This window comes from Staphylococcus sp. FSL W8-0271, assembly GCF_038006605.1.
Taxonomy (GTDB): Bacteria; Bacillota; Bacilli; order Staphylococcales; family Staphylococcaceae; genus Staphylococcus; species Staphylococcus cohnii.
In genome coordinates this window covers 123,885-141,020 of record NZ_JBBOVM010000001.1, presented here as the reverse complement: position 1 = coordinate 141,020, position 17,136 = coordinate 123,885, and the positions used below count along the sequence as shown (strand labels likewise).

The window sequence follows — 17,136 nt, the reverse complement described above, 5'->3', positions numbered from 1 at the left end:
TCCCATCTTCATTCAAATATTTATTTGAATATATTATAAGCATTTTCGACTCATCATGCAAGCAAATATTTGAATGAAAATAAAAGAAGTAAGTAGGGCATAAAATTCTAGTCTCAAAAACGAACAAAAAAAGAAAATCGAAACCCATACAAATGAAATTGTTGAAGAAATTCATGCTAATAATAAAAATAGAAATGAATTAGATGTTCTTTTAAGCAAGAAACTAGTGACGGGTGATAAGTTATATATTACGGATTTATGTATACTTGCAGATTCTACGAAGCATTTAGTAGATATATTAGATTATCTTTCACAAGAGGAAATATCTTTATATGTAATCAATTTAAATCGATATATTTATAAAGATATCAAAGGGGAATTTCTAGAAATATTACATAATATTACAGACTTTCAAAGTGACATCGTTAAATTTAGAACACGAGCAGGATTAGAAAATTACGCAAAAAAAGGAAAAACTTTAGGTAGACCCAAACGCGATGATAATAACCTTAGAGATGCTATTGAGATGTATATGAGCAAAAAATACACTTTAGATGAGATAAAAGAACAGACAAATATAAGTAGAGCAACCTTGTATCGTCATCTAGATAAATAAGAGGTGATGAACGTTGTTAAAACAAGATTTAGTGTATAATGTACTGTTATCGATTAGAGAAGAATAAAGTGTAGATTTTAAAACTTTAGATGTAAGCGAAAAAATTTTTTATTAGCACTTGAAAGCATAGCGAGGCAAGATTTAGCAAAAAATATAGAGTTATTCTACAATGGGTGTTTTCCTATATGTGGCACAACAATATATGCAGAACTAACAGAAAAAGGTAAGCAGCAAATATCATTATATAAAACAGAGGATAAGCACATATAACAATGCTTATCCTCTGTTTTTGAATTTTATATTAACTTAATTATCATAAAATTGCTTGATCTTTTGACCTATTTCATCTCTTACACGTTGAAATTCTGACCAAGATTTACCTGCTGGGTCATCAAAGCCCCAATGTTCTTTTTTTACATTAGGCGGGATGACTGGACAATTCTCATCAGCATCACTACAAAGTGTAACAACTAGGTCTGATTGTCTTAAAATTTTATTATCAATTAAATCAGAAGTATGGTTTGATATGTCAATATCCACTTCTTTCATAGCTTCTATCGCCTTAGGATTTACGCCATGCGTTTCGATACCTGCTGAGTAAACATTCCATTCTTCGCCGAGTATTTCTCTTCCCCAGCCCTCAGCCATTTGACTACGACAAGAATTACCAGTACATATAAAGTAAATTGTTTTCTTATCCATTTATTATTACCTCTCTTTTAAAAAATTATTAGTGTTAAATATAGACCTAATAGGGTTACAAATAAAACAGGGATTGTGATAATAATTCCGGTCTTAAAATAGGTTCCCCAAGAAATCTTGACACCTTTTTGAGTTAGTACGTGTAACCAAAGAAGTGTGGCTAACGAACCAATTGGTGTTATCTTAGGCCCCAAATCAGATCCGATAATATTCGCATAAATCATACCTTCTTTTAATATTCCTGTAGCACTCGATTGACCAATTGCTATTGCATCTATTAAAACGGTTGGCATGTTATTCATAATAGAGGATAGGAATGCAGCTACAAAGCCCATACCCATAATGCTGCTAAATAAGCCATAACTTGAAATGTTTGTTAGTACATCACCAAGAAGTGTTGTAATGCCCACGTTTTTCAAACCAAATACGACGAGATACATACCAATAGAGAATAAAACAATATTCCATGGCGCACCTTTAATTACTTGTTTCGTATGCACGGCTTTAGATTTACGCGCTAATAATACAAATATTAAAGCAATGATACCAGCAATAATTGATACTGGAATATTTATAAATTCACTTATTAAATAACCAACTAGCAATACAGTGAGTACAATCCACGAGATGTTAAAAAGCTTTTTGTCCTTAATCGCTTCTTTTGGTTCTCTAATATTTACTGCATCAAATTTTCCTGGGATAGACTTTCTAAAATATAACCATAAGACGAGAATACTAGCAATCAGAGAGAATATATTAGGTATAATCATTTTACTGAAGTACTCAACAAATCCAATATCAAAGTAATCAGCAGAAACAATATTAACTAAATTACTAACAATAAGTGGTAATGATGTGGTATCTGCAATAAAACCACTAGCAATAATAAATGGAAATATCGCTTTTTTATCAAAACCTAGACTACGTACCATTGCTAAAACAATAGGCGTCAGTATTAAAGCTGCACCATCATTTGCGAAGAAGGCTGCTACAACTGAACCTAATAGCATGATAAAGATAAACATTTTCAATCCGCTACCTTTTGATGCTCTCACCATATGTATAGCAGACCATTCAAAGAACCCAATTTCATCTAATATGAGTGAAATAAGAATAACTGCAACAAAAGTTAAGGTCGCATTCCAAACAATTCCAGTAACTTCTAGTACGTCTGAAAAGCTTACAACGCCAGTGATTATAGCAACTACAGCACCAATTAATGCAGTAATACCAATATCTAGACCTTTAGGTTGCCATATAACAAAAATTAACGTTAATACAAATATTGTGATTGCTAATATCATCATAATTAACACTCACCTTTCTCTACTGTTTCACATATACATGGGACTGTACTGGAACCCAATAGAGTCAGTCGTGATGTAACGTCATCTAATACGTCATGATTCAATTTGTATAAATTTTTATTACCATCTTTTCTGGATGTAATTAAATTATTGTCTTTTAATACTTTCATATGATGACTTAATGTGGGTTGAGAAAAAGAAAAATGCTCTAATAAATCACAAGCGCATAATTCACCACAAGATAACAAATCTAATATTTCAAGACGGCTACTATCAGCAATCACTTTTAAGTATTGTGATATTTCTTTATAATTCAATTTTTCTTCTTCCTTTCTACTTGAAACCTTTTATAACGTTGATAATTTTTATTACCACCTGACAAATTAAACACTTGTTTAAAACCTAAATTAATAAGTACGTTTTGTGCAGCATTCCCAGTAGTACCTTTATTACAATAAGTCACTATCTTTTGATTTTCATCTAATGTTTTTGCATAACTTCTCAACGTTTTCAATGGGACGTTAATCGCTCCATCAACATGATCAACTTCAAATTGCTTTGGAGAACGTACATCTAAAATCAATAAATCATTATTTTGTTTTATAACTTCTTCAGGCGTTATAATTTTGCGTCCTCGAGTAATATTGTGTCCAATCATCCCTGTATAAATAACAGGATCTTTAGTTGTAGAAAAAGGAGGTGCATATGCTAAATCTAAATGAAATAAATCTTCTGCATTGGCACCAAACGTTATAGCAGTAGCTAGTACATCTATTCTCTTATCTACACCTTCATACCCAATAATTTGGGCACCAAGTAATTTAGAATTGTTTTTATCAAATATAGCTTTAATTACCATTTCTTGGCCTTGCATATATTCTGGACGATTCGGTTTCACATTGTGTAATACGTCAATATCAATATCTAAATCAATAGCTTCTTTTTCAGTTAAGCCTGTTTGGGCAATTGTCATATCAAATATACGAACAATGCCTGTTCCTAAAATACCTTTATGTTCTAGATTTCCACCAGTTAATCGATCTCCTAAAATACGTCCCATTTTATTTGCTGTAGAACCTAGCGGTCTATATATAGGGTTACCAGTAATTAAATTATAACTTTCTGCTACATCACCAATTGCATATATGTGAGGAATATTTGTTTCAAAATACTTATTGGTTTGTATTGCTCCAGATTTTCCAATATTAATACCAATTTCTTTAGCTAATTTAGTATTTGGTGTGACACCAATCCCAATAATGATTAAATCTGTATCAATTAATTCGCCAGTTTTTAATCTCACTCTATTTATCGTATGATTTTCATCATAATCAATAATATCTATTTCATTATAGGTATATACGTTAGCTTTATCTTCAATATATTCTTGAATCATAAAACTGATATCGTAGTCTAAATGAGGCATAAAAGTACTACGTTGAACAATTGAAGTATTGTAATTAGATAATTGTTCTAACATCTCTAGACCAATAAATCCACCACCAATGATTGTTATATTCTGAACATCATTGCCCTCAATATAATTATAAATTGCTTTCGCATCATTAATATTTTTAACTTTAAACACATTGTTATATTCTTCGCTATTTAATTGAGGAAGTTCTTTAGGCGATGAACCTGTTGCTAATACTAATTCGTCATATTCTTGAATCATCTTTTCATCATTTACTAAATTGGTAACTGTTATTGTTTGATCAGTATCATTTATCTGATTCACTTCATATTTTGTATAAATATCTATATTAAAGCGATCTTTAAACCATTTAGCGTTTCGTGGCGTGAGTTCATCAATATCAGATACATTACCGCCTATATAGTAGGGAATACCACATACTGAATACGAAATATCACTATCTTTATCAAAAACGGTAATTTCCACATCTTCACTATTTCTTCTTGCTTTAGCCGCGACACTTGTACCGGCAGCAACTGAACCAATGATTACAATTTTTTTCATTATGATAACCCTCCATAAGGTATGACAAAATAATTATCAAGACTTTCATTTTTAATCTTGTTTATCCAAATTGATTCATCTTCTTTTTTGTTACTAAAAAGGTCATCACGTTGATTTAGCGTAACTAACGATTGATTAACAACCCACCAATTATGGCCTATATTAGCTCTATTTAAATCTTCTACTAAACGTTTAGATTCTAAATAAGGTGTTTTTTCTGCTAGTGTTACGATTATCATCTGTGTTAAATTTTTATTTTGAATTTTGGGTAATAATGTTTCAACATTACTGGTAGTTTGAGTTGATTTTTTCTTTAGTTCTTTATGATGATTTTCACTAGAATCAAGTAACAGCAAGGTATGGCCTGTAGGAGCTGTATCTACAATTACGTAATCCATGTCTTCTTGATTCTCCATAATGTCACTAAAGGCTTTGAAAAATGCTATTTCTTCTGTACAAGGTGATTTTAAATCTTCCACAATATAATCAATATCGTCTTGTGGTGTATCATCATTCACTGTGGCTAGTATTTCTTTTTTATACTTTTCTAATGCTTGTTCTTCATCAATATAAGCAGTATTTAAATTACTTGTGGTTTCAACATTAATTTCTTTAGTAGGGTCAGTCGTTGCTAAAAGAATACGATGTCCTTTATTAGATAATGCTGTAGCTAATTGCGTTGCTACTGTCGTTTTACCAACGCCACCTTTTCCCATTGTAAATAAATACTGTACTTCACTATTTTCAATCTCATCTATTAATTTATTGAATTGTGGATGGTCTTCAACAATAAAGTTATCATTTTCAATTAAATTATCATCATTTAATAGATTAGATAAACTTTCTATACCTTCTGCTTTCTGCTTTTTATATGGAACGTAAAAGGCATGATTGTTATTTAACCATTCATTAAAATGGTTAATGTTTTTATCTTGTTCTAATTTCATTTGATTAGAAATTAAACCGTGACTTTCTTCTATATAGTTGTTAATGATTACTTTGAATTTAGAAATTGATAGTTGTTGTAATTCTTGTTGCGCTCTTTGAATTTCATATATAGAGGATTGGTTAGGTTTAGCAACTAGTACCATTGTCGTATCTTCTTGGTTGCGTAATTTTTCAAGTGCTGATTTATATTTTCTTCTATTTTCATTTAAACCCGATAGTTGACCTAAACAAGAAGCGTTATTACTCGTAGAATTTAAATAATCTGTCCAAGCAGAAGGTAATTCAAGCATTCTCAACGTATGACCTGTTGGAGCTGTATCAAATATAATGAAATCAAATTCTTGTTCTAAATTTTTATCAGATAAGAAATTAGTAAATTCATTAAATGCTGCTACCTCAACTGTACACGAACCACTTAACTGTTCTTTCATATCAGAAAGCACATCTTCTGGTAGAATGCCCTCATAAGGTTCTATAGCTTGTGCTTTATAATCCTCTGCAGCAACAATCGGGTCAAAATTGGCAATAGAGAGATTAGGTATAGGTTGATATGTAGTTAATTTATTAGATAATTCCATTTGAAATACATCTTGTAAATTACTGGCTGGATCCGTACTTACTAGAGCAACTTTCTTTCCATTCTCCGATAAATTTAAAGCGATAGAACTTGATAGCGTCGTTTTACCAACGCCACCTTTACCAGTAAAAAACAGATATTTTGTTAACTCAACATTATTTAAATTCAATTTATTTAAGTATTTAACAGCATCCATCTCCACCACAGCATCCTCCATTTCTCATCTGATTAACCGTAATAATTTCATCAGCTTCCTCTTCGGTAATATAATTTCCTGTTTTAGCTATATTGCCTTCTATAAAAGTGATTGGTAAAACTTCATTACCTTTTTCTTGAATTAAACGAATAGCTTCTTTATTTTTAATAAATTCATTCGGATTATTACTCATATTATAACGTTGAACTTCTATTTGATTTTGTTTTAAATATTCATTGATTTGGTTCGTCTTTATTAGTGTTTCATCCGGTTCTGGACCACATACGCCAGTAGAACAGCACATAGCTTCTTCGTATATTTCAATATTTAACATTATACTCACCTCATTAATTATTTTACTACAATAGATTAACATCTATATAGATTAGTGTCTATGTATTGATTTGGATTTTTAAAATTTTACTTAATTTGAGTTTCTAATAATATAGCTAGGAAGAAAATATTTTTACTATTGCTGTGGAGCATGTCTAAGTTTATGTAAAATTATAGTTTTTTAATCTTGCAATAATGTATATATTGATTTATATTTAATATATCAAAAAAAGTTGATATATTAAATGGAATAAAATTATTTAGACAATAAGGAGGTGTGCCTGATTGCGAGTAAACCACGCAAGTACTTTATCTGTTGGTTACTTTGTAAGTTATTTAAATCTTGTTATGGTTTCAAGAGAAGTCACTTTAAAAGAAGCTACAATATATATGGAGAAGGAGTTCTTTAAAGGTAATATTCATCAGTATGGTGAATCAACAGAAAATAACTACAAACAAGCAATACAAGAATTGAAATAAAGATAATATAAACTCTAATCAAATATTATAAAAAAGAGGTGTTCTTTTTATGGAAGTTATTAAAGCAAAAACTGATATGAATGAAGATCAACAATTAGATTTTTATGAAAACATGTTTAATGCACTTGCCGACAAAAACAGATTGAAAATACTAAATCAAATTAGCCAGAGTTCTAATAAATCATTATGTGTGTGTGATTTAGAAGCGTTATTAGATTTAAAACAATCTAAAATTTCTTATCATTTAAAAAAATTAGTAAGTGCACAGATTTTAATACCTGAAAAATATGGTACTTGGAACTACTACAAAATCAATGAAGCACAAATACAGATTGTTTTAAATGAAGATACTTGCTGTAAAATATTATAGGATTTATCTTATTACACATCATATTAATCAACTTTTTTTAATTTATATATCAAAAAAAGTTGATTAAATAAATTCAGAGGAGTTATACTAATGACAGATTCAATCATAGAATTCATAAAAACATTTTTAATGTTATTTTTTGAATTGTTAGCATTATTTATAGTTGTAAGTTTTATTGTAAGTTTAATTCAACAAGTAGTATCAGAAGATAAAATACAAAAGCTTTTAAGCAAACCAAATAAAGCAACCAACTATATATTAGGAATGATTTTTGGTGCTATTACACCATTTTGCTCTTGTTCAACAATTCCTATACTTGCAGGTTTATTAAATTCTAAAGTTGCATTTGGTCCTGCAGTGAGTTTCTTGATTGCATCGCCATTAATGAATCCATTAATGATATTTATGTTATGGAGTTTACTAGGTTGGAAAGTTGCTGTTATTTACTTTGTTGTACTAGCGATTTTTAGTATTTTAATGGGTCTAGTATTTTCAAAAATGAATTTAGCTAAAACTTACAAAGGTGTAAACGTTAAAGGAGATGGATTTTTTGCTAATAAAACTGGATCTCGTGTTAAACATGCATTAAATGATGCTTGGGCATTCTTATATCCAATGCTTCCTTATTTATTTATTGGTGTGTTTATTGGTGCTTTTATATACGGATTTGTACCTGAAACGTTTATCACTAAATATGCAAGTGGAGATAGTAGTATATCCGTACTCATTGCATCAGTAATAGGTATTCCTATGTATATTAGACCTGAAACTATGTTACCTATAGCCGGAGCATTAGCTTCAAAAGGAATGTCTTTGGGAACGGTTGTAGCATTAATTATAGGTGGCGCAGGAGCAAGTATTCCTGAAGTTGTATTGTTATCTAAATTATTTAAAAAGAAATTTGTAATATCTTTTGTTATAGCAATTTTAGTCGTAGCTATTGCTACTGGTCTAATTGTTAACTTAATCATTTAAGGAGGTGAAGTAAATGGGTATCAAAGACGCATTAAAAAAATTAAAACCTCAAGAACAGTCATGTTGTTCAGTTGAAATTGAAGAGAAAACAGACAAAAAAGACGAAAATAATGAGAAAAAAGAAAACGGTAATAAAAATTGTTGCTAACATTAAAAAAGTTCTGTTTGATTTTGCATTTATTAACATAATCGATGATTATCAGAAGTTCTAGCATAAAAAAGCACTACAAGTTCATGAGCTTGTAGCGCTTTTTATTGTGTTAATTACCAAACAACCGACTCCAGAAACCTTTTTTAGGTGGTTTTTCTTCCTTATCTTCGTATTCATTATCTATTTCTTCGAATTGTTTATCGTCTATTGTGGATGGTTCTTCATTGAGGTTTTCATTCTCTTTCTCTTCAGGTATATCTTTATGCTGCACCTCTGTAGGCTGTTCCCATTCTTGTTGTTGATCAGTATCTTTAGACTCTCCAGTAAATGTTGCTTCTTGTACATTAACATTTTGGGTTCTGTTGCAAAGTTGAATTTATAGTATAATTTTAACAAAAAGGAGTCTTCTGTATGAACTACTTCAGATATAAACAATTTAACAAGGATGTTATCACTGTAGCCGTTGGCTACTATCTAAGATATGCATTGAGTTATCGTGATATATCTGAAATATTAAGGGAACGTGGTGTAAACGTTCATCATTCAACGGTCTACCGTTGGGTTCAAGAATATGCCCCAATTTTATATCAAATTTGGAAGAAAAAGCATAAAAAAGCTTATTACAAATGGCGTATTGATGAGACGTACATCAAAATAAAAGGAAAATGGAGTTATTTATATCGTGCCATTGATGCAGAGGGACATACATTAGATATTTGGTTGCGTAAGCAACGAGATAATCATTCAGCATATGCGTTTATCAAACGTCTCATTAAACAATTTGGTAAACCTCAAAAGGTAATTACAGATCAGGCACCTTCAACGAAGGTAGCAATGGCTAAAGTAATTAAAGCTTTTAAACTTAAACCTGACTGTCATTGTACATCGAAATATCTGAATAACCTCATTGAGCAAGATCACCGTCATATTAAAGTAAGAAAGACAAGGTATCAAAGTATCAATACAGCAAAGAATACTTTAAAAGGTATTGAATGTATTTACGCTCTATATAAAAAGAACCGCAGGTCTCTTCAGATCTACGGATTTTCGCCATGCCACGAAATTAGCATCATGCTAGCAAGTTAAGCGAACACTGATATGATAAATTAGTGGTTAGCTATATTTTTTACTTTGCAACAGAACCAAGCATGAAATATAATATTGGTTTTACAAATATGTAATAATTATGTAATTAGTGTGAAAATAATATTCACTTATATCATTATAAATAGTTATATTTTATGGCTTTTAAATATAAGAAAGATTGAATTTATATCTAACTACTGATAATATCTTAATTTGGTTTAATTTTAATAACTTTATTTTAAAATTTATGAAAACCTATCAATATATAAAATGTTGGAGGAATTAAATGTTCGACAATATTCTTTATGAAGATAACCATTTATTAATGGTAGAGAAACCAATTAATGTTCCTGTACAAGAAGACAACTCAAGAGATCAAGACTTATTGTCCATTTTAAAAAAATACATAAAAGTTCAATACAATAAACCGGGTAATGTATACCTTGGACTCGTACATCGTCTTGATCGGCCCGTTGGAGGCACAATTGTTTTCGCTAAAACATCCAAAGCAGCCTCTAGGTTATCTAATGAACTTAGAAAACAAAAATTATATAGAACATATCTAGCAATTATCCATGGTATACCTTCAAAAAAAGAAGGTGAACTTCGTGACTATTTATGGAAAGACAGAAATAAAAATATTGTTTATGCAGTTGATTCCAAGAAAAAGGATGCTAAAGAGGCAATTTTGAATTATAAAGTTATCAAAACAATTAACAATAAAACCTTGGTTCAAATCCAATTGAAAACAGGTCGTTCACATCAAATTAGAGTACAATTCGCAAATCAAAACTTACCATTATATGGTGATCAAAAATACGGTCAGAAATTTAATAAGCCAGGACAACAAATTGCACTTTGGGCATCAAAACTCAGCGTCAAACACCCCACTAAAGATGAAATCATTTCTGTAACTTCTACTCCAAATAAAGGCATTTGGAATGAATTTATATAACATACTTCTTAAATAACCGTAATTTCATCCAATATATTAATATAAAAAAGCTATGAAAGAATCTTTACTAAATGATTCCTTCATAGCTTTTATTAGTGTTTTATACTTATATTTTTATTTAAAATTATACTTCAGATTATGCAGTAACCCATTGTGAAGCGCCAACTTCGTTATAAAGTTTTACAGCTGCAGCATCTTGTACTGATTCTGGTGCTTCTGTTGGAGATACACCTTTATATTCAGCTGGTGCTACTGAGTCCCAAGTACTTTGTAAGAATTGGTATTTACCTGCTGCACCTGATGATGGGTTAACAGCTTTTAAGTCGCCGCCTGATTCACGTTGAGCGATTGCTTGTAAATGTGAATTAACATTTACTGAAGAACCACTTGAAGCTTCATTTGAGCTTGATGATTGAGTTGAAGCTTTTGTAGTTGCTTCTTGTTGTGGTTGTTGTGTTTGTTCAGTTTGTGGAGCAGCTTGTTGAGCTGGTTGCTCAGTTTGAGTTTGTGCTTGTTGTGGTTGTTCAACTGTTGAAGCGTTAGCGCTTGAACCTTCACCATAACTCCAAGACCAAGTTTGTCCATTTGATTCAAAGTTATAGTTTAAACCATTGTAATTAAAGTTATAACTATATGAACCTTCTTGTACTGGTGCTGCATTTAATTGTTCTGGGTTAGATTGAGCTAAGTTTGCTAATTCTGCTTTATCTACATCTTGTTCTGCTGCGTCAGCTGAGTTACCTGCTGCGAATCCTGTTACACCTAATCCTACTGCTAATGTTGAAGCTAATACTGTTTTTTTCATTTTTGATTAAATCCTCCTACAAGTTTGTTTTTATATTTTTAAGATTTATTTTTACTGTGATATTGAAACCAACTATTTTTTGTATAATCCAATGCTGTTTCAACCAATTTCCAGTAAATACTATAACATCCATAAAAACCTTGTAGGTTACAGCGAAATTAAAAAAACCCCATGCATTTTACATAATAATTACATAAAATTGAATGAAAATTAAAAGATATTTTGTAAAAAAACCTATTACTAAAGTGAATAAAGTACTTTTTAAACTTATTTTTTCTGTAACATAATTGTAATTAGTGTGACAATTATCCTAGTTAGTCAGTTTGCTATTTTATATATTTAAAAAACCGTTCAATGATTAAAATTGAACGGTCTCCCCATTATATTCATTATGATAATGCTATTTTAATATGCGCTAAATGATGCTCTTCGTGCCAAGCTAATTTAGCAACTTTAGTAGCAACAGATATTTCTCCGCTTCCTCTTAATGTAAATGTACGATTCAAATCACTTTCTGTTAAATGATTGCCAATAGCTATAATACGTTCATTTATACCTTCTAACATTTTAAGGGAACATTCTATAGGCAGTTGACTATCAGCAAGTTTTGCCCACTCATCTTGAATAAAAGGATCAACAACTGGATTCGTATCTGTTAGCGCCAATTTTAAGCGTTGAAACATATTTAATTGGGAATCTGCTATATGATGAACGAGTTGTCGCACAGTCCAACTTTTGTCTCGATATTGCTTGTTTAATGCTTCATCATTTAAATGAGCTACAGTTTGTCTCAGTCTATATGCATACGACTCAATTTCGCTAAGACATTTTTGAATATCTTCTAATGTTACTTTATTTGGCACTTCTAATTCACCAATTGGAAATCTGACATCCATATTAATCACCTTTTTTATTTATTAAATGTTTAATAACATCTTTAATTTTTTCATTAGTAATGCTATTGCCTATTTATGACTATTTAAACTTTCATACTATTTATTGTAGAAGTTAGGAATGCATATACTCATATTCATAACAAAAGTATTCTCCCTAGTTATTACCATAAAATTTATAAAATTAATGATATGACAAATACATAATTAGTAAATTTTTATGAACTTTCCTAAATTATAATGATACAACTTAATAAAATTTGTAATATTATTGTGAAGGATTTAACAAGGGAGTGGGAATTTATGAGTAAAGATTCATCTACCAAGTCTACATCTAATTTCAAGCCATTTTGGTTAATCACAAGTATGATTATCTTAATCACGATTTTGTTATTACCTACACCAGAAAGTTTACCGCTTATGGCTAAAAGCGCATTAGCAATATTGCTATTTGCAGTCATATTATGGGTTACTGAAGCAGTGACTTATCCAGTTTCTGCAGTCATGATTGTTGGACTCATTATTCTATTAATAGGTTTCAGTCCGGTACAAAATTTATCTGAATCGCTAGGCTACCCTCAGTCAAATGGTAAAATATTGAAGGGAGATTCACTTTTTGGAACAGGTAATGCTTTAAAACTTGCATTTAGTGGGTTTTCCACCAGTGCATTAGCTTTAGTTGCAGCTGCTCTTTTTTTAGCAACAGCTATGCAAATTACACAACTTCATAAAAGACTTGCACTAATTGTACTTTCCGTAGCAGGCAATAAGACAAATCGTATCGTTATTGGAACGATATTAGTAGCAATATTTTTAGCATTTTTCGTTCCCTCTGCTACTGCACGAGCAGGTGCTGTTATTCCTATATTATTAGGAATGATAACAGCATTCGGCGTTGCTAAACAAAGTAAATTAGCCGGACTTTTAGTTATCACGGCTGTGCAAGCAGTTTCTATATGGAATATTGGTATTAAAACTGCAGCTGCACAAAACATTGTCGCAATTAATTTTATTAATGATCAGTTAAATACTGATATATCGTGGGGACAGTGGTTCTTATATGCTGGACCATGGTCCATGTTAATGTCAATTGCGCTTTATTTTATCATGCTTAAAGTCATGCCCCCAGAAGAAAAAGAACTTTCGGGAGGCAAATCATTAATTCAGCAACAGTTAAAAGCTATGGGACCTATAACTGCTAAAGAATGGCGTCTAATTAGCATATCCATCATTTTATTAATACTTTGGTCTACCGAAAAGATATTACATCCTATTGATTCATCTTCAATCATTTTATTAGCATTGGCTATTATGTTAACTCCTAAAATTGGTGTCATGTCCTGGAAAGAAGCTGAAAGTCGTATAACATGGGGAACAATTATTGTATTTGGCGTCGGCATATCTTTAGGAAATGTACTATTAAAAACTACAGCCGCCCAATGGTTGAGTGATCAAACCTTTGGTATCATGGGTTTAAACCATTATCCTCTTGTAGTAACCATTGCATTAATTGCACTTTTCAATATTTTAATACACTTAGGTTTTGCAAGTGCAACAAGCTTAGCATCAGCACTAATACCTGTATTTATTTCACTAACTACTACGTTAGATTTAGGAAATCAGTCTATTGGATTTGTACTCATACAGCAATTCGTTATCAGCTTTGGTTTCTTATTACCCGTAAGCTCACCACAATCAATGTTGGCCTATGGTACAGAAACATTTACAGTTAAAGATTTTTTAAAAACAGGGATACCTATAACCGTTATTGGCTATTTACTTATTATTTTATTTAGTGCTACTTATTGGCATTGGCTCGGATTAATTTAATGTAAAAAATTATTCTCTATAATAGACTCGACATTGCTAACATTAGCGAATGATTGAACCATTATAATGAATAACAGGCTGAGACGATTATTTGTCACAGCCTGTTAATATTAATGATAGCTATATAAAATGATACAAACACTCTATTATGTTAAAACGCGTTTTGATTAAGCCATTGACCGCCGTCCATTGTCATACAAGCACCATTAATGTAATTTGCCTCTTCAGAAAATAAAAACTTAGCTAATCCTGCAATTTCTTCTGGTTGCCCCATGCGTCCTAAAGGCACACTGTTCAATGTTTGTTGACGTGCGTCTTCCGATAAACTAAGTTTTCCAGAGCCCCCTGTATTATCTATAGGGCCTGGCGCAATAGCATTTACAGTAATGCCATACTTTGAACCCCACTCTACAGCGAGCGTTCTTGTCATAGCTAACACACCCGCTTTTGCACTAGCAGAATGTACAACACCTGGCCCTGAACGCCATGCATATGTTGCCACCATATTGATAATACGACCGTGATGCCCTTGTTCAATCCATTTTTTTCCAACAGCCTGTGTGCAATGCCAAGTTCCATTTAACACAATATCTACCACAGAATGCCAACCATTCGTCGATAGTTCTTCCGCAGCACATATAAAGTTGCCAGCTGCGTTATTCACCAAACCATCTATCTTTCCAAAAGTATTAATGGCTTCATCCACTGTATACTGCACGCGTTCAACATCACGAACATCCATATCAATACATAAAATTTGTCCTTCTCGGTGTTCGATTTCTTTTTTATTTGCTTCTAAACGTTCTAACGATCTACCTGTTATAACAACATTCGCACCTTCTTCAGCAAAACGTTTCGCCATTGCTTTCCCCATACCACTACTTCCACCTGTCACCATTATCACTTTATCTTTCATTATAGTGTCTCCTTTATCAATCAATTTAGTAAGCGCTTACATTTTATTGATAAGTATAACAAAGTTTCACTGATTTTTCTTATAAAATGATAAAGACCTATGATTGATAAACATCATTTTATATCTATGTTTCATATGAAACATTTTACTGATTAAATAATTGAAATGTTAAAAGTAAGTGTAAAAACATAAATTAAGACCTCTAATTTTTATTTCTAATCTATTTATATTTTATTAAGTCATATTTGATTGAAATTTATAGAAATTATAATGTAATATTACTATGTAACAATTATTATCACTTACTTTTAATGATTTATACTTGAAATATAGGGTAAATTATTAAAAGTATGCTCACATATTCCAAATAGGAATGTGTTATATGATTAATATGTATTTTTACATGTGAGAGTCGCGTAATATAATAGTAAATAAAGACATAAGATGAGTGACAATGTATGACAAATTGTTACTGATGTTATTAAGAATGAAAGGTGAGGAACTATGGCTAAAACTGAGTCAAAAGACGTCATTCTTATTGGCGCCGGTGTATTAAGTACTACTTTTGGTTCTATGCTTAATGAGCTTGAACCAAATTGGAACATTAAACTGTACGAACGTTTAGATCGTCCTGGTGACGAAAGCTCAAACGAACGTCATAACGCAGGTACAGGACATGCTGCACTTTGTGAATTGAACTATACAGTTCAGCAACCTGATGGTTCAATTGATATTGAAAAAGCAAAAGAGATTAATGAACAATTTGAAATCTCTAAACAATTCTGGGGCTATTTAGTTAAAAATAACTATATCGAAAACCCTAGAGAATTCATTCATCCATTACCACACATTAGTTTTGTAAGAGGTAAAAATAACGTTAAATTTTTAAAAGACCGTTATGAAGCAATGAAAAACTTCCCTATGTTTGATAATATCGAATATACTGAAGACATTGAAGAAATGAAAAAATGGATTCCATTAATGATGCAAGGTCATAGCGCAAGCGATATTATGGCTGCCAGCAAAATTAATGAAGGTACTGACGTAAACTTTGGTGAATTAACTCGTAAAATGGCGAGAAACCTTGAAAAAAATCCAAAAGTAGAAGTTCAATACCATCATGAAGTACTTGATTTCAATAGACGTAACGATGGTAAATGGGAAGTTCAAATCCGTAACGCAAATACTGGCGAAACACAAACACAGTTAGCTGATTATGTATTTATCGGTGCTGGTGGTGCTGCTATCCCATTACTACAAAAAACAGGTATCCCTGAAAGTAAAAACTTAGGTGGATTCCCTATCACAGGTCAATTCTTAACATGTACAAATCCAAATGTGATTGAAGAACATGGTGCCAAAGTGTATGGTAAAGAACCACCAGGCACACCACCAATGACAGTGCCACATTTAGACACACGTTTCATTAATGGCCAAAAAACATTATTATTTGGACCGTTCGCAAGTATTGGTCCTAAATTCTTAAAATATGGTTCAAACTTAGATTTATTTAAATCTGTTAAACCAAGCAACATCACAACATTATTAGCAGCGGCAGCGAAAAACTTACCGCTACTTAAATATTCATTTGACCAAATTTTAATGACAAAAGAAGGTTGCATGAACCACTTACGTACTTTCTATCCAGAAGCACGCGATGAAGATTGGCAATTATATACTGCCGGCAAACGTGTTCAAGTGATTAAAGATACTGAAGAATATGGTAAAGGCTTCATCCAATTCGGAACAGAAGTTGTAAACTCTGAAGATCATTCTGTAATTGCATTACTTGGTGAATCACCAGGAGCATCAACATCTGTATCTGTTGCATTAGAAGTATTAGAGAAAAACTTCTCTGAATATAAAAATGATTGGGAACCTAAGATCAAAAAAATGATACCTTCTTATGGTAAATCATTAATTGAAGATGTTGATTTAATGAGAAAAACTCGTCAACAAACTTCAAAAGATCTTGAATTAAATTATTACGAATAAACTTTTGATTGCTTAAGTGTAAA

General features: G+C 31.4%; 18 protein-coding genes and 1 pseudogene. 9 read left to right on the top strand and 10 right to left on the bottom strand.

The genetic code is table 11. The annotated features are described in order from the left end of the window. Positions 1-118 precede the first annotated feature (118 nt). A pseudogene (locus tag NST87_RS00620) lies at positions 119-616 on the top strand (recombinase family protein); the annotation flags it as partial. A gap of 306 nt (positions 617-922) precedes the next feature. Here the strand turns inward: NST87_RS00620 and arsC are convergent. The 6 genes from arsC to arsD are packed head-to-tail and all read right to left on the bottom strand — an operon-like array spanning position 923 to position 6,658. Next, complete coding sequence (arsC, locus tag NST87_RS00615) at positions 923-1,318, bottom strand: arsenate reductase (thioredoxin) (protein WP_002509695.1); 396 nt, start codon at positions 1,316-1,318, stop codon at positions 923-925. Between the two features lie 17 nt (positions 1,319-1,335). Further along, complete coding sequence (gene arsB / locus NST87_RS00610; RefSeq protein ID WP_161800957.1) at positions 1,336-2,628, bottom strand: arsenite efflux transporter membrane subunit ArsB; 1,293 nt, start codon at positions 2,626-2,628, stop codon at positions 1,336-1,338. After that, positions 2,628-2,942: an ArsR/SmtB family transcription factor gene (locus tag NST87_RS00605; RefSeq protein ID WP_013730040.1), complete on the bottom strand. Its 315-nt coding sequence runs from the start codon at positions 2,940-2,942 to the stop codon at positions 2,628-2,630. Before NST87_RS00605 ends, arsB begins: the two co-directional genes overlap by 1 nt. Beyond that, positions 2,939-4,603: an FAD-dependent oxidoreductase gene (locus tag NST87_RS00600; RefSeq protein ID WP_340721164.1), complete on the bottom strand. Its 1,665-nt coding sequence runs from the start codon at positions 4,601-4,603 to the stop codon at positions 2,939-2,941. The genes NST87_RS00605 and NST87_RS00600 overlap by 4 nt, the downstream gene beginning before the upstream one ends. Then, positions 4,603-6,330 (bottom strand): arsenical pump-driving ATPase, encoded by a 1,728-nt coding sequence (gene arsA, locus NST87_RS00595; protein WP_176719560.1) that lies wholly within the window; start codon positions 6,328-6,330, stop codon positions 4,603-4,605. Before arsA ends, NST87_RS00600 begins: the two co-directional genes overlap by 1 nt. Beyond that, positions 6,311-6,658: an arsenite efflux transporter metallochaperone ArsD gene (gene arsD / locus NST87_RS00590; protein ID WP_019467779.1), complete on the bottom strand. Its 348-nt coding sequence runs from the start codon at positions 6,656-6,658 to the stop codon at positions 6,311-6,313. The genes arsA and arsD overlap by 20 nt, the downstream gene beginning before the upstream one ends. Positions 6,659-6,942: 284 nt before the next feature. On the opposite strand from arsD, the gene NST87_RS00585 reads away from it, so the two are divergent. The 4 genes from NST87_RS00585 (at position 6,943) to NST87_RS00570 (ending at position 8,630) form a co-directional block, all read left to right on the top strand. Further along, positions 6,943-7,137 (top strand): hypothetical protein, encoded by a 195-nt coding sequence (locus tag NST87_RS00585; protein WP_002509689.1) that lies wholly within the window; start codon positions 6,943-6,945, stop codon positions 7,135-7,137. A 49-nt stretch (positions 7,138-7,186) separates the two neighbouring features. After that, entirely contained in the window at positions 7,187-7,507 is a 321-nt protein-coding gene (locus NST87_RS00580; protein ID WP_013730044.1) for an ArsR/SmtB family transcription factor, read from the top strand. Positions 7,508-7,597: 90 nt separating this feature from the next. Beyond that, positions 7,598-8,482: a permease gene (locus NST87_RS00575; RefSeq protein ID WP_013730045.1), complete on the top strand. Its 885-nt coding sequence runs from the start codon at positions 7,598-7,600 to the stop codon at positions 8,480-8,482. A 13-nt stretch (positions 8,483-8,495) separates the two neighbouring features. After that, entirely contained in the window at positions 8,496-8,630 is a 135-nt protein-coding gene (locus NST87_RS00570) for a hypothetical protein (RefSeq protein ID WP_002509686.1), read from the top strand. A 112-nt stretch (positions 8,631-8,742) separates the two neighbouring features. On the opposite strand, the gene NST87_RS00565 is transcribed toward NST87_RS00570, so the two are convergent. Further along, entirely contained in the window at positions 8,743-8,904 is a 162-nt protein-coding gene (locus tag NST87_RS00565; protein ID WP_445684169.1) for a hypothetical protein, read from the bottom strand. Positions 8,905-9,044: 140 nt separating this feature from the next. Between NST87_RS00565 and NST87_RS00560 the strand changes: the two genes are divergently transcribed. Further along, positions 9,045-9,719, top strand: a complete 675-nt coding sequence (locus tag NST87_RS00560; protein WP_001105987.1) for an IS6-like element IS257 family transposase — start codon at positions 9,045-9,047, stop codon at positions 9,717-9,719. Positions 9,720-10,005: 286 nt separating this feature from the next. Further along, positions 10,006-10,674, top strand: coding sequence for an RluA family pseudouridine synthase (locus tag NST87_RS00555; RefSeq protein ID WP_040030657.1), 669 nt, complete (start codon positions 10,006-10,008; stop codon positions 10,672-10,674). 136 nt (positions 10,675-10,810) lie between these two features. Here the strand turns inward: NST87_RS00555 and NST87_RS00550 are convergent, their stop codons facing one another. Both NST87_RS00550 and NST87_RS00545 read right to left on the bottom strand, forming a co-directional pair. Then, positions 10,811-11,479, bottom strand: coding sequence for a transglycosylase family protein (locus NST87_RS00550; protein WP_046467856.1), 669 nt, complete (start codon positions 11,477-11,479; stop codon positions 10,811-10,813). Positions 11,480-11,868: 389 nt separating this feature from the next. Next, positions 11,869-12,375: a YfiT family bacillithiol transferase gene (locus NST87_RS00545; protein ID WP_019469255.1), complete on the bottom strand. Its 507-nt coding sequence runs from the start codon at positions 12,373-12,375 to the stop codon at positions 11,869-11,871. A gap of 300 nt (positions 12,376-12,675) precedes the next feature. Here NST87_RS00545 and NST87_RS00540 point away from each other — a divergent pair, with 300 nt between their 5' ends. Further along, the gene (locus NST87_RS00540; protein ID WP_040030592.1) at positions 12,676-14,202 is read left to right on the top strand and encodes an SLC13 family permease; all 1,527 of its coding nucleotides are present in this window, start codon (positions 12,676-12,678) and stop codon (positions 14,200-14,202) included. A gap of 151 nt (positions 14,203-14,353) precedes the next feature. Here the strand turns inward: NST87_RS00540 and fadH are convergent, their stop codons facing one another. Further along, positions 14,354-15,118, bottom strand: a complete 765-nt coding sequence (fadH, locus tag NST87_RS00535; protein ID WP_340721162.1) for a 2,4-dienoyl-CoA reductase — start codon at positions 15,116-15,118, stop codon at positions 14,354-14,356. A gap of 504 nt (positions 15,119-15,622) precedes the next feature. On the opposite strand from fadH, the gene lqo reads away from it, so the two are divergent. Continuing rightward, positions 15,623-17,113, top strand: a complete 1,491-nt coding sequence (gene lqo, locus NST87_RS00530) for an L-lactate dehydrogenase (quinone) (RefSeq protein WP_019469252.1) — start codon at positions 15,623-15,625, stop codon at positions 17,111-17,113. Positions 17,114-17,136: the final 23 nt, after the last annotated feature.

Bases quoted from the DNA above. Each gene is read 5' to 3' on its own strand.
- NST87_RS00560 (WP_001105987.1), top strand. From the start codon at position 9,045: ATGAACTACTTCAGATATAAACAATTTAACAAGGATGTTATCACTGTA.
- arsD (WP_019467779.1), bottom strand. From the start codon at position 6,658: ATGTTAAATATTGAAATATACGAAGAAGCTATGTGCTGTTCTACTGGC.
- arsC (WP_002509695.1), bottom strand. From the start codon at position 1,318: ATGGATAAGAAAACAATTTACTTTATATGTACTGGTAATTCTTGTCGT.
- NST87_RS00580 (WP_013730044.1), top strand. From the start codon at position 7,187: ATGGAAGTTATTAAAGCAAAAACTGATATGAATGAAGATCAACAATTA.
- lqo (WP_019469252.1), top strand. From the start codon at position 15,623: ATGGCTAAAACTGAGTCAAAAGACGTCATTCTTATTGGCGCCGGTGTA.
- NST87_RS00575 (WP_013730045.1), top strand. From the start codon at position 7,598: ATGACAGATTCAATCATAGAATTCATAAAAACATTTTTAATGTTATTT.
- NST87_RS00550 (WP_046467856.1), bottom strand. From the start codon at position 11,479: ATGAAAAAAACAGTATTAGCTTCAACATTAGCAGTAGGATTAGGTGTA.
- NST87_RS00570 (WP_002509686.1), top strand. From the start codon at position 8,496: ATGGGTATCAAAGACGCATTAAAAAAATTAAAACCTCAAGAACAGTCA.
- NST87_RS00555 (WP_040030657.1), top strand. From the start codon at position 10,006: ATGTTCGACAATATTCTTTATGAAGATAACCATTTATTAATGGTAGAG.
- NST87_RS00600 (WP_340721164.1), bottom strand. From the start codon at position 4,603: ATGAAAAAAATTGTAATCATTGGTTCAGTTGCTGCCGGTACAAGTGTC.
- NST87_RS00545 (WP_019469255.1), bottom strand. From the start codon at position 12,375: ATGGATGTCAGATTTCCAATTGGTGAATTAGAAGTGCCAAATAAAGTA.
- fadH (WP_340721162.1), bottom strand. From the start codon at position 15,118: ATGAAAGATAAAGTGATAATGGTGACAGGTGGAAGTAGTGGTATGGGG.
- NST87_RS00540 (WP_040030592.1), top strand. From the start codon at position 12,676: ATGAGTAAAGATTCATCTACCAAGTCTACATCTAATTTCAAGCCATTT.